Annotated in this window: 9 protein-coding genes, 1 pseudogene and 1 riboswitch; of the genes and pseudogenes, 4 read left to right on the forward strand and 6 right to left on the reverse strand. The window is 67.5% G+C overall.

Features of this window, described 5'->3' with window-relative positions:
* Positions 1–322: pseudogene (locus GBZ26_RS19895) on the forward strand (succinate--CoA ligase subunit alpha); the annotation flags it as partial.
* Positions 323–594: 272 nt separating this feature from the next.
* On the opposite strand, the gene GBZ26_RS19900 reads toward GBZ26_RS19895, so the two are convergent.
* Entirely contained in the window at positions 595–1,482 is an 888-nt protein-coding gene (locus GBZ26_RS19900; RefSeq protein WP_174440332.1) for a LysR family transcriptional regulator, read from the reverse strand.
* A gap of 104 nt (positions 1,483–1,586) precedes the next feature.
* On the opposite strand from GBZ26_RS19900, the gene GBZ26_RS19905 reads away from it, so the two are divergent.
* Positions 1,587–2,804, forward strand: coding sequence for an MFS transporter (locus GBZ26_RS19905; protein WP_174440333.1), 1,218 nt, complete (start codon positions 1,587–1,589; stop codon positions 2,802–2,804).
* A gap of 453 nt (positions 2,805–3,257) precedes the next feature.
* Complete coding sequence (oxlT, locus tag GBZ26_RS19910) at positions 3,258–4,520, forward strand: oxalate/formate MFS antiporter (protein ID WP_174440334.1); 1,263 nt, start codon at positions 3,258–3,260, stop codon at positions 4,518–4,520.
* A gap of 76 nt (positions 4,521–4,596) precedes the next feature.
* On the opposite strand, the gene GBZ26_RS19915 is transcribed toward oxlT (GBZ26_RS19910), so the two are convergent.
* Entirely contained in the window at positions 4,597–4,785 is a 189-nt protein-coding gene (locus GBZ26_RS19915) for a hypothetical protein (protein ID WP_114861944.1), read from the reverse strand.
* A 193-nt stretch (positions 4,786–4,978) separates the two neighbouring features.
* A riboswitch (TPP riboswitch) is annotated at positions 4,979–5,091 on the forward strand.
* A gap of 116 nt (positions 5,092–5,207) precedes the next feature.
* Between GBZ26_RS19915 and thiC the strand changes: the two genes are divergently transcribed.
* Entirely contained in the window at positions 5,208–7,049 is a 1,842-nt protein-coding gene (gene thiC, locus GBZ26_RS19920; RefSeq protein WP_174440335.1) for a phosphomethylpyrimidine synthase ThiC, read from the forward strand.
* A 95-nt stretch (positions 7,050–7,144) separates the two neighbouring features.
* Here the strand turns inward: thiC and oxlT (GBZ26_RS19925) are convergent, their stop codons facing one another.
* The 4 genes from oxlT (GBZ26_RS19925) to hyi all read right to left on the reverse strand — a co-directional run bounded on the left by oxlT (GBZ26_RS19925) (position 7,145) and on the right by hyi (position 11,992).
* Positions 7,145–8,443 carry an oxalate/formate MFS antiporter gene (gene oxlT, locus GBZ26_RS19925; RefSeq protein WP_174440336.1) on the reverse strand — a complete coding sequence of 433 codons (1,299 nt, stop codon included), beginning with the start codon at positions 8,441–8,443 and terminating at the stop codon, positions 7,145–7,147.
* A gap of 254 nt (positions 8,444–8,697) precedes the next feature.
* Entirely contained in the window at positions 8,698–9,960 is a 1,263-nt protein-coding gene (locus GBZ26_RS19930) for a glycerate kinase type-2 family protein (RefSeq protein WP_174440337.1), read from the reverse strand.
* A gap of 260 nt (positions 9,961–10,220) precedes the next feature.
* Positions 10,221–11,129 carry a 2-hydroxy-3-oxopropionate reductase gene (glxR, locus tag GBZ26_RS19935; protein ID WP_174440338.1) on the reverse strand — a complete coding sequence of 303 codons (909 nt, stop codon included), beginning with the start codon at positions 11,127–11,129 and terminating at the stop codon, positions 10,221–10,223.
* A gap of 65 nt (positions 11,130–11,194) precedes the next feature.
* Positions 11,195–11,992, reverse strand: coding sequence for a hydroxypyruvate isomerase (hyi, locus tag GBZ26_RS19940; RefSeq protein ID WP_174440339.1), 798 nt, complete (start codon positions 11,990–11,992; stop codon positions 11,195–11,197).
* Between the last annotated feature and the right edge of the window lie 210 nt (positions 11,993–12,202).

Below are 12,202 nucleotides of genomic sequence, written 5' to 3' on the forward strand. Positions count from 1 at the left end.
GACGAACTTCGTGGACAGCCTGGAGCTGTTCCTGAAGGACCCGGAGACCGAGGGCATCATCATGATCGGCGAGATCGGCGGCGACGCCGAGGTCAAGGGCGCGGAGTTCATCCGCGACTCCGGGACCAAGAAGCCGGTCGTCGGCTTCATCGCCGGGCGCACCGCGCCTCCGGGCCGCCGCATGGGCCATGCCGGTGCGGTGATCTCCGGCGGCAACGACACCGCCGACTTCAAGATCGAGTTCATGAAGTCCGTCGGCATCGCCGTCGCCGACAGCCCCGCGAGCCTGGGTTCCACCATGCTCAAGGTCTTCAAGGGCTGATCCGTTTTCGTCGCTGTGGTGTTTTCCCCGAAGTGACTGGCCGCGCCGGCAACGGCGCGGTCTTCTTTGTTGTGTATTCGGGCAGGGAAGGGGACTGTTTCCGCAATGTGGAAAGCTGAAAATGAGGCGTTGCGGCGAGTGGTCTGACCAGTCATCTTGGTCTTGCACAGGGTGCTTCACCCTTTGTATCGGGCGGGTTGTTGCTCTGCATTTATGCGAGCCTCTCGAAATCACTGGCCGTGCTGGCAACAGCACGGCCATTTTTTTTGCCTCTACCGATCGGTCGTCCGCGCGAGCGCCAGGAATCCGGTGATGTGGTCCACGCCCTCCTCGCCACGCCGGACGCCGAGATGAATGCTCTTGCCGATCCCTTCGGTTCCCAGATGCACGCTGCGGACGGGCAGGCCGGCACCGTCCTCGCGCACCAGCCAGTCCGGCAGGACGGTCACCCCACGCCGGGCGGCGACGAGCTGGAGCATCAGGTCGGTCGACTCCACGGTCTTGTGGCGATGCGGACGGCAATGGGCGGGGACGAGGAAGCGGGTGTAGACGTCCAGCCGTTCCAGGCTCACCGGGACGGTGATCAGTTCCTCCGCGCGCAGGTCTTCGGGCCGCGCCACGCCTTGAGCGGCAAGTGGATGCGCCTCGTGCACGACGAGGACGAGTTCGTAATCGAAGACCGGTGTGAACAGCACGTCGGCGGTCTCGATGGGGTCGGGCGTGATCAGCAGATCGATCTCGTTGTCGAGCAGCGCGGCCAAGCCGTCGAAGCGGAAGGCGGTGCGGACCTCGAAATCCACGTCCGGCCACTGGGTGAGATAGCGGGCGGTCATCCGCATCAGCCAAGCTTGGCAGGGATGGCATTCCATGCCCACCCGGAACGCCCCGCGGCGGCCCGACGCGAAATCGGCGAGAACCCGTTCGGCGTGCTCGAATTGCGGCAGCAGGCGTTGCGCCAGCGCCAGAAGATGCCGACCGGCCTGGGTGAAGCGGAGGGTGCGCCCCCTCTTCATCCAGATCTCCACGCCGCAGCGCTCCTCGAACTTGCGCACCGTGTGGCTCAGCGCCGACTGGCTGAGGTTCAGGCGTTCGGCGGCGGCGGTGACGCTGCCCGCCCGATCCACCTCCCGCAGGATCGCGAGGATCTGGCGGTCAAGCATTCATGATCCCTGTTCATCCAATCATGAGAAAATACCATTTTCATTCATGATGGCGGGTCGGTAGGTGTGGGGCAACCGTCACCGAACGATTCCCGGACACCGTCATGAGCCACGCCGACCCCAACCCCTATGCGCATGGCCCTTACGCTCATGGGACGGCGAACGTTCTGCGGCTGGCCACCGCGCAGGCGCTGGCCGGCGCCAACGCGGTGGTCGTCTATGCGACGGGGGCCATCGTCGGGAACACGCTGTCGCCCAGCCCGGCACTGGCCACGCTGCCGCTCTCCGTCTTCGTCGTGGGCATGGCGGTCTGCACCATTCCCGCCGGGGCCATTGCCCGGCGCTATGGGCGGCGAGCCGCCTTCCTGGCGGGGACCGGCTGCGGTGTGCTCGTCGGTCTGCTTTCCGCCCTGGCGGTGATTTTGGGGAGCTTCTGGCTGTTCTGCGCGGCGATGATCCCCGGCGGTGCCTACGCCGCCGTGGTCCTCTCCTTCCGCTTCGCCGCGACCGATTGCGTCGAACCGGAGCGGCGGCCGCGGGCCATGTCGGTGGTGATGGCCGGTGGGGTGTTCGCCGGGGTGATCGGACCGCAGCTCGTCACCGTCACCATGGATGTCTGGCCGCCTCACCTGTTCCTGGCGACCTTCCTCGCCCAGGCCGCCGTGGCGGCACTGTCCGCCCTGGTGCTGGTCGGCGTGCGGCTGCCGATGCCGACCGCGGCCGAGGTCGCCGGGGGACGCCCGCTCGGCGTCATTGTCCGCCAGCCGCGATTCATCACCGCTGTGCTGTGCGGGGTCGTCTCCTACCTGCTGATGAACTTCATCATGACGGCGGCCCCGCTGGCGATGCGGCTGTGCGGCCTGTCGCAGGAGGTGTCCAACCTCGGGCTGCAATGGCACGTCATCGCCATGTACGCCCCGAGCTTCGTCACCGGACGGCTGGTCGAGCGGTTCGGCGCGTCCCGCATCGTGTTTGCCGGGCTGGGGCTGATCGCAGCCTCCGCCGTGGTGGGGCTGGGTGGCGTGGACGTGGCGCATTTCTGGATCAGCCTGATCCTGCTGGGCGTCGGCTGGAACTTCGGCTTCCTTGGCGCCTCCGCGCTCGTTCTGGAATGCCACCGTCCGGAGGAGAAGACCCAGGTGCAGTCGCTCAACGATTTCATCGTGTTTGGCACGATGGCCTTGGGGTCCTTCGCGTCCGGCGGGCTGCTGGCGGCGTTCGGCTGGGATTCGGTGCTCTGGGTGTCCTTCGTGCCGCTGGCGGCGGCCATCGCGGCGCTTGCCGTCACGGCGTCGTCCCGCACCGCGCCCGCGACCGTCTGAAGCCGGTCGGCGCCTCGTCCATCCAATCGTGAGAATGCCACGGGGCCCCGCCTGCACGGCGGGGCTGACTCTTTCGATTGTCCGGATGCCGGAAGACCGGAAAATTTTTGGATGAAAAGCGCAACGCGCCAAAAGTTCGTGTTGCCAACAATCATGTCCCTGGCATACCATATGCCGTATCTGGAGCGCCACGAACGCAGGGACGGCGTGACCGGCTCTCCAGCTCATCATTGAACCATGACTCGCATCGGCACGGAACAAGGCCGCCCATGACGCGGCGATGCGGACGCTCGCTCGGACACCGCCTCGCCGGCTCAAGGGGACCCTCATGCCCGGTATCAAAGCGTCGCAATCCCACGGGAGGGAATGATGGTTGGATCGACAGAATCCCAGAGGCCAGCTTTTAACAGTTCCGGCGGCTCGCAGGCGCCCATTTCCGACGGCGCGCGTTGGATGCAGATCGTCGTCGGCATCGTCTGCATGGTGGCCGCGGCCAACATCCAGTATGCCTGGACGCTGTTCGTGCCGGAAATCCAGGCCACCCATGGCTGGACCCGCGCCTCGATCCAGACCGCCTTCACCGTCTTCGTCGTCGTCCAGACCTGGCTGACCCCCATCGAAGGCTACTTCATCGACCGTTACGGCCCCCGCGCCATCGTCGCCTTCGGCGGCGTGATGACCGGCCTCTCCTGGATCGTCGACAGCTACGCCGGCTCGCTCAGCATGCTCTATGTCGGTTCGGCCATCGGCGGCATCGGCGTCGGCTGCGTCTACGCCACCTGCGTCAACAGCGCCCTGAAATGGTTCCCGGACAAGCGCGGCCTCGCCGTCGGCCTGACCGCGGGCGGCTACGGCGCCGGCTCGGCCGTGACGATCCTGCCGATCGCCAACATGATCCACTCCTCGGGCTATCAGGCGACCTTCTTCTGGTTCGGCCTGCTGCAGGGCACGATCATCCTCATCGCCGCCTTCTTCCTGCGCGCCCCGCAGAAGGATCAGGTGAAGGCCTCGACCAAGGTCCTGCAGTCCCGCCGCGACTACACGCTGAAGGAAGCGCTGCAGACGCCGGTCTTCTGGGTCATGATGGTCATGTTCATCTGCACCGTCTCGGGCGGTCTGATGGCGGTGGCCCAGCTCGGCGTGATCGCCCACGATCTGGGCGTGAAGGAAGCCCCGATCAGCCTGTTCGGCATCACCATGGCGGCTCTGCCCTTCGCGCTGATGCTCGACCGCGTGATGAACGGCATCTCCCGTCCGCTGTTCGGCTTCGTCTCCGACCACATCGGCCGTGAAGCGACGATGTTCATCGCCTTCACCTTCGAAGGCCTCGGCATCCTGATGCTCAGCCGCTTCGGCCACGACCCGATCATGTTCCTGATCCTGTCGGGTCTGGTGTTCCTGGCCTGGGGCGAAGTGTACAGCCTGTTCAGCGCCACCTCGGCGGACACCTTCGGCACCAAGCACGCGGCGAAGATCTACGGCGTGCTCTACTGCGCCAAGGGCGTCGCGGCGCTGCTGGTCCCGCTGGGCAACCTGCTGATGGAAGCCACCGGCACCTGGGCGACCGTGCTCTACATCTGCGCCACCATGGACCTCATCGCGGCCTTCTGCGCCATCGCGGTCCTGCGGCCCATGCTGCGAAAGCATCATGCCCGCAACGCCGAACTCGCCGCCCGGCAGGGCACGGGTGGGCTGGCGGTGCAGACCGGGCACTGATCGGTCCGCAAAAGCCCCTTCGGTTTCGTATCTCGGATGACGGCCGCCGCGCGTACCCCGCGCGGCGGCCTTCTTTTTATTCGAGGAAGAAAGGACGGTTGTGGCCTTCGCCGGACTGGTTGAAGCGGTCCGACGACCAGAGGCCGTCCGGCTGCTCGTCCTGCGGATCGGCGTTCCACTCGTCGTCCTCCCGCATCAGCAGGGTCAGGCCGTGGCCCATCAGGCCGGCCAGGGCGACAAAGGCGATCAGCTGGGATTCGAGCATGGGACGGGCTCCGGGCACTCGGGAGGGGGACGTTGCTTCTTGTTGTTGTGATCCATCGTAGCGGCCCGGCTCGGGCTGAGCAATAGGATTTTGTATACCAGATAATGGATACCAGAATCGCGCCAAGCGCATCCGTGGGGTGGAATTCGCCCGAAATCGCATTGACGTGGGTGGGGCGGATCGTTCAGCATGGCGACGTTCCAAGGGGAGCCCCATAGCGCGGGGCTGAGATGATGCCGTAAGGCGCCGAACCCTTTGAACCTGATCCGGGTCGTACCGGCGTAGGGACAGGAACAAACGGGCCACGGTCACGCGCATCCCCATGGCGCACCCCGTCCTGGGGACCGCTCCGGTCGTCCGTTCTGCCGCTCCGTCACACCCGGGTCTCCAACGATCCTATGTGCGATGGAGATCCACAGCAGATGCCCGACTCTCTTCCTCCCGCTTCAAAGGACGCTACGCCGTCCGACCATTTCTCGGTGACGACCGGCCCGCTGCCGTCGTCCAGCAAGGTCCATGTGGCCGGGGAGCGCTTCCCCGACCTGCGCGTGGCGATGCGCGACATCCATGTCGGCGGCGGCGAGCCGCCGGTGCGCGTGTACGACACCTCCGGCCCCTACAGCGATCCCGCCGTGCGGACCGACATCCGCCGCGGCCTGGCGGAACTGCGCCGCTCCTGGATCGAGGCGCGCGGCGACGTCGAGGCCTATGAGGGCCGCGAGGTCCGTCCCGAGGACGACGGGCTGCGCGTCGGCGAGACGCGCGCCGTGCCCGTCTTCGACCGCGCCGGGCGCCGTCCGCTGCGCGGCAAGCCGGGCCGGGCGGTCACGCAGATGGCCTACGCCCGCGCCGGCATCGTCACGCCGGAGATGGAGTACATCGCCGTCCGCGAGAATCTGGGCCGCCAGCGGCTGGCCGAGGCGGCGGCGCGGGATGGTGACGATTTCGGCGCCTCCATCCCCGACCATGTGACCCCGGAGTTTGTCCGCGACGAGGTGGCGCGCGGGCGGGCGATCATCCCGTCCAACATCAACCACCCCGAATCGGAGCCGATGATCATCGGCCGCAACTTCCTCACCAAGATCAACGCGAACATCGGCAACTCCGCCGTCGCGTCCTCGGTGGGGGAGGAGGTCGACAAGATGGTCTGGTCGATCCGCTGGGGTGCCGACACCGTGATGGACCTGTCCACCGGTCGCAACATCCACACCACCCGCGAATGGATTCTGCGCAACAGCCCGGTCCCCATCGGCACCGTGCCGATCTACCAGGCGCTGGAGAAGGTCGGCGGCAAGGCCGAGGACCTGACCTGGGAGATCTTCCGCGACACGCTGATCGAGCAGGCGGAGCAGGGGGTGGATTACTTCACCATCCACGCCGGCATCCGTCTGGCGCACATCCCGCTGACCGCCAAGCGCACCACCGGCATCGTGTCGCGCGGCGGCTCGATCATGGCGAAATGGTGCCTGTCCCATCACCGCGAGAGCTTCCTCTACGAGCGGTTCGAGGAGATCTGCGAGATCATGAAGGCGTACGACGTCGCCTTCTCGCTGGGTGACGGCCTGCGCCCCGGCTCCATCGCCGACGCCAACGACGCCGCCCAGTTCGCCGAGCTGGAGACGCTGGGCGAGCTGACCAAGATCGCCTGGAAGCACGACGTGCAGGTGATGATCGAGGGGCCGGGCCATGTGCCCATGCACAAGATCAAGGCCAACGTCGACAAGCAGCTGGCGCTGTGCGGCGAGGCGCCCTTCTACACGCTCGGGCCGCTGACCACGGACATCGCGCCGGGCTACGACCACATCACCAGCGCCATCGGCGCCGCCATGATCGGCTGGTTCGGCACGGCGATGCTCTGCTACGTCACGCCGAAGGAGCATCTCGGGCTGCCGGACCGCGACGACGTGAAGGTGGGCGTGGTCACCTACAAGATCGCCGCCCACGCCGCCGACCTCGCCAAGGGCCATCCCGGCGCCCAGGAACGCGACGACGCCCTGTCGCGCGCCCGCTTCGAGTTCCGCTGGCGCGACCAGTTCCACCTGTCGCTCGACCCCGAGACGGCGGAGCGCTTCCACGACCAGACCCTTCCGGCGGAGGGGGCGAAGGTCGCGCATTTCTGTTCGATGTGCGGGCCGAAATTCTGCTCGATGAAGATCACGCAGGAGGTGCGGGAGTACGCCAACTCCGGCATGGCCGAGATGTCGGAGAGCTTCCGCGCCAAGGGCGGGGAGATCTATCTGGAGGAGGGGCAGGCGGCGGAGTAGCGTCCGAATCGAAAAGGGGGCGCCCTCGCGGACGCCCCCTCGCTTCGGCTCCTTCCCCGGCGGGGGGTGGGGAAGTGAGCGTCAGGGTGTTGCCGTCAGGCGTCGGCCGTTACGCTCCGGCCGCTGTGCGTGCCCAGCGACTCGGCGGCCATGCGGTTGCGCATCGGGCGCAACACGAACAGCGCCAGCACCGCGGCCAGGGCGTTGACCCCGGCGGCCAGCAGGAAGACGGAGTGCCAGCTTCCCGTCGCGTCGGCGATGATGTTGGCGAAGGGGATCAGCAGCGCCGCCGTGCCCTTGGCGGTGTAGAGCAGTCCGGCGTTGCTCGCGGCGAACTTCGACCCGAAGGTGTCGGCGCAGCAGGCCGGGAACAGGCTGTAGATCTCGCCCCAGGCGAAGAAGACCAGACCGGTCAGCAGCACGAAGGCCACCGGGTTGCGGCCGTAGAGGCTGAGCGCGACGATGCCCACCGCCTCGATGGCGAAGGCGATGAACATGGTGTTCTCGCGCCCGATGTGATCGGACACCCAGCCGAAGAAGGGGCGGGTGAGCCCGTTCAACACCCGGTCGATGGACAGGGCGAAGGTCAAAGCGGGCAGGGTCAGGCCGAGGATGCTGACCGGCGCGTGGGCCAGCCCGAAATCCTGGGCAATGGGGCCGAGCTGGGCCGTTGCCATCAGCCCGCCGCCGGCCACCATGACGAACATGGCGTACATGACCCAGAAGACCGGGGTGCGGACCATCTGGCTCGGCGTGTATTGCCGCTGCGCGGGCGGGGCGGCGAAGCCGCCGCGGGCGAGGGGTGTCGAGGGTGGGGCGACCAGCAGCCAGGCGAGCGCGAAGACCACCAGCCCCTGGCCCAACCCGAAGGCCATGAAGGTCGCCTCGTAGCCCGACGTCTCGATCATCGTGGCGATGGGCACCACCGTCAGGGCGGAACCGGCTCCGAAGCCCGCCGCGGTGATCCCGGCGGCCAGACCGCGCCGGTCGGGGAACCATTTCAGCGCGTTGCCCACGCAGGTGCCGTAGACGGCGCCCGCCCCGATCCCGCCGATGGCCGCCGCGACGTAGAGCACGAGCAGCGAATCCGCCACCGCATTCAACGCCCAGGAGGCGGCGCAGAGCACCGAGCCGAACAGCACGACGATCCGCGGGCCGAAGCGGTCGACGAACCAGCCCTCGACGGGCACCAGCCATGTTTCGGTGAAGATGAAGATGGTGAAGGCCACCTGGATGGCCGCACGGCCCCAGCCGTGCTTGTCGTCGATGGGTTCGACGAAGAGGGTCCACCCGTACTGGAGATTGGCGATCATCGACATGCAGATGACGCCGGCAAGCAACTGCATCCAACGCCCGCCGACAGGCAGGGCGCTTTGCGCACCGGTTTGGCGCATATGGTTCCTCCCGGATGGTCCGCGATCTCGTTCTTGTCCTGGCGCGCGCGGGGTGCGTTCGGTGCCCGACCGCTTCGCTTTATCCTTCGAACGGGGCTGTCCGGTTGGATGCCTGTGGCATGCCAGACGCCGTATTCGTGATGCCTTGACGGTGAGTGTGGCGGATAATCCGTGGAGTCATCAACAAATTTTCGTGAGCGGGCGCCGCCCTGGCCGTAAGTGATATATTAAATCGACTGGCGGCGCCCCGCCATTCACACGACCATAACCGCGCGGAAGTCGTTGACGTTGGTCAGGGTCGGCCCGGTCACCAGCAGGTCGCCGAGCGCGCTGAAGAAGCTGTAGCCGTCATTGTCGGCCAGCCGTTCCTTGGCGTTGACCCCGGCCTCGGCGGCACGGGAAAGCGTGTCGGGGGCGAGCAGGGCGCCGGCGTTGTCCTCCGTGCCGTCGATGCCGTCGGTGTCGGCGGCCAGGGCGTGGACGCCCTTCATGCCGTCCAGCGCCACGGTCAGCGCCAGCAGGAACTCGGCGTTGCGGCCGCCGCGGCCCTTGCCGCGCACGGTCACCGTGGTCTCGCCGCCGGACAGCAGGACGCAGGGCTTGCCCGCCGGCTGGTCGTGCTCGACGATCTGGCGGGCGATGCCGGCATGGACGAGCGCCACCTCGCGCGATTCACCCTCCAGCGCGTTGCCGAGGATGACCGGGGTGACGCCGGCCTTGCGGGCGACCTCCGCCGCGCGCTCCAGCGCCATCTGCGGGGTGGCGACGAGGATCGTGCTGACGCGCTCCAGCCGCGGGTCGCCGGGCTTCGGGCTCTCGTCGCGGCCGGCCAGCAGATGGTCCATGACCGGCTGCGGCGGGGTGATGCCGTACTTCTCCAGCACGGCCAGCGCGTCGGCGTAGCTGGTCGGGTCGGGCACGGTGGGGCCGGAGGCGATCACCGACAGGTCGTCGCCCGGCACGTCGGAGATGACCAGCGAGACCACCCGCGCCTTGGTCGCGGCGGCCAGCCGCCCGCCCTTGATGGCGGACAGGTGTTTGCGCACGCAGTTCATCTCGGTGATGTTCGCGCCGGAGCGGAGCAGCGCCTTGGACACCGCCTGCTTGTCGGCCATGCTGATGCCCGGCGCCGGCAGGGCGAGCAGGGCGGAGCCGCCGCCGGAGATCAGGCAGAGCATGAGGTCGTCGGGGCCGAGCGAGGCGGCGATGTCGAGGATGCGGCGGGCCGCCTGCTGGCCGGCCTCGTCGGGCACGGGGTGCGACGCCTCGACCACCTCGATCCGCTCGCACGGCACGTTGTGGCCGTAGCGGGTGACGACCAGACCGGACAGCGGACCCTTCCAGTGATCCTCCACCGCCTTCGCCATGGAGGCCGCGGCCTTGCCGGCACCGACGACGACCGTGCGGCCCTTCGGCGGTTCCGGAAGATGCGGCGGCACGCACAGCGCCGGCTGCGCCGAAGCGACGGCGGCACGGAACATGTCGGTCAGGAGCGCGCGGGGGTCGGTGGTCGTCATGGTCTGGTTCTGTCCCTTCCCTGAGCCGCGCCGTTCACCGGCGCCGGTCCTCATGTGCTGGGAATGCTAACGGATTTGGCGCGGGGGGCAATGGGGAGGGCGTCTTTCCCTCTCCCGTCCCGGGAGAGGGTGGCCCGAAGGGCCGGGTGAGGGTAAGGCCGAGGATCGGCGATCCAATCTCGGCGGCACCCTCACCCTCCCGCCGCCATGCGGCGGGCCCCTCCCTCTCCCGGGGCGGGAGAGGGAGATAAAGCTCAGCCTCACTCCGCGGGTTCGGTCACGCGATGGTTCTGGCCGATCTCGTGGTTGGCGAGCAACTCCAGCGCGCGGACCATGCCGGAGTGGTCCCACGCCTTGCCGCCCTGGGCGGCGCAGGCGTTGAACAGCTCCTGGCAGGTTGCCGTGTTGGGCAGCGACACGCCGAGCGCGCGGGCGCCGGACAGGGCGAGGTTCAGGTCCTTCTGGTGCAGCTCGATGCGGAAGCCCGGATCGAAGGTGCGCTTGACCATGCGCTCGCCATGCACCTCCAGGATGCGCGAGGAGGCGAAGCCGCCCATCAGGGCCTGACGGACCTTCGCCGGGTCGGCGCCGGCCTTGGACGCGAACAGCAGGGCCTCGCCCACCGCCTCGATGGTCAGGGCGACGACGATCTGGTTGGCGACCTTCGTCGTCTGGCCGTCGCCGTTGCCGCCGACCAGCGTGATGTTCTTGCCCATCTTCTCGAACAGCGGCTTCACCGTCTCGAAGGCCTTGTCCGGACCGCCGACCATGATGGTCAGCGACGCGGCCTTGGCGCCGACCTCACCGCCGGACACCGGGGCGTCGAGGTAGTCGCAGCCCAGCTCGTTGATGCGCTGGGCGAACTGCTTCGTCTCGATCGGGGAGATCGAGGACATGTCCACGACGATCTTGCCGGCGGACAGCCCCTCGGCGACGCCGTTCGGGCCGAACAGGGCGGCCTGGACATGGGGGGTGTCGGGGACCATCGTGAAGACGATGTCGGCCTTCTGCGCCACCTCGCGGCTGGAGCCGCAGGCCGTGGCGCCCTTGGTGAGCAGGTCTTCCGGAGCCGGGTTGATGTCGTAAACGAACAGGGTGTGGCCGGCGTCGGCCAGATGACCGGCCATGGGGCGGCCCATGATGCCGAGACCGATGAATCCAACGTTCATGGCTGTGTCCTCAAATCTTCTGTGTTCGGGCGGTCGAAACAGGGTGGGCGATCAGGCGGCGGCCCTCAGGCGGCGACGGTCTCGCCGGGGGTGGCGGCGCGCATCCAGCCCAGCCCTTCGCTGGTCCCCTTGGCCGGCTTGTACTCGCAACCGACCCAGCCGTCGTAGCCGATCCGGTCGAGCGCTGCGAAGACGAAGGGGTAGTTGATCTCGCCGGTCCCCGGCTCGTTGCGGCCCGGATTGTCGGCGATCTGGACATGCGCGATCTTCGGCAGCAGGCGCTGCATGGTCGGGACGAGATCGCCCTCCATGATCTGCATGTGATAGACGTCGTACTGGATGAAGAGGTTGTCGGAGCCGACGGCCTCCAGAATCCGTTCCGCCTGCGCGGTGTTGGTCAAATAGAAGCCCGGAATGTCGCGGGTGTTGATCGGCTCGATCAGGAAGCGGATGCCGGCCTGCTTCAGCGCCTTGGCGGCGAAGGACAGGTTGTCGACGAAGGTGCGCTCCAGCGCGTCCGCCGCCACACCCGCCGGAGCCTTGCCGGCGAGGCAATTGATCTGCTTGCAGCCCAGCGCCGTGGCGTACTCGATGGCGCGGCCCACCCCGTCCTGGAACTCGCCCACGCGGTCCGGCAGGACGGCGATGCCGCGCTCGCCCGCGTCCCAGTCGCCCGCCGGCAGGTTGTGCAGGATCTGGGTCAGCCGGTTGGCGGCCAGCCGCTCGACTAGCGCGTCCTTCTCGAAGGCATAGGGGAACAGGTACTCGACGCCGGTGAAGCCGTCCTTCGCCGCCGCGGCGAAGCGGTCGAGGAAGGGAAGCTCGTTGTAGAGCATCGTCAGATTGGCGGCGAACTTGGGCATGTCTCTCTCCCGGATGTTCGTTTCGGGCCGGATGTTCGTTACAGGCTTGGCCGGTTGGTGGTCAGGATCGAAGCTGTTTCTAAAACACCTCTGAAGCTGCCGTCGATCTTTCCTGTTTACATCCCCGTGCGTACCCGGCCACGCCACACAACACTTGCCCTCTACTCAAGATGTCGCGATGTCATCCCCACGTAACCCTAACAGTCCACT

It is taken from the genome of Azospirillum formosense, from assembly GCF_013340925.1.
GTDB classification, from domain to species: Bacteria; Pseudomonadota; Alphaproteobacteria; order Azospirillales; family Azospirillaceae; genus Azospirillum; species Azospirillum formosense.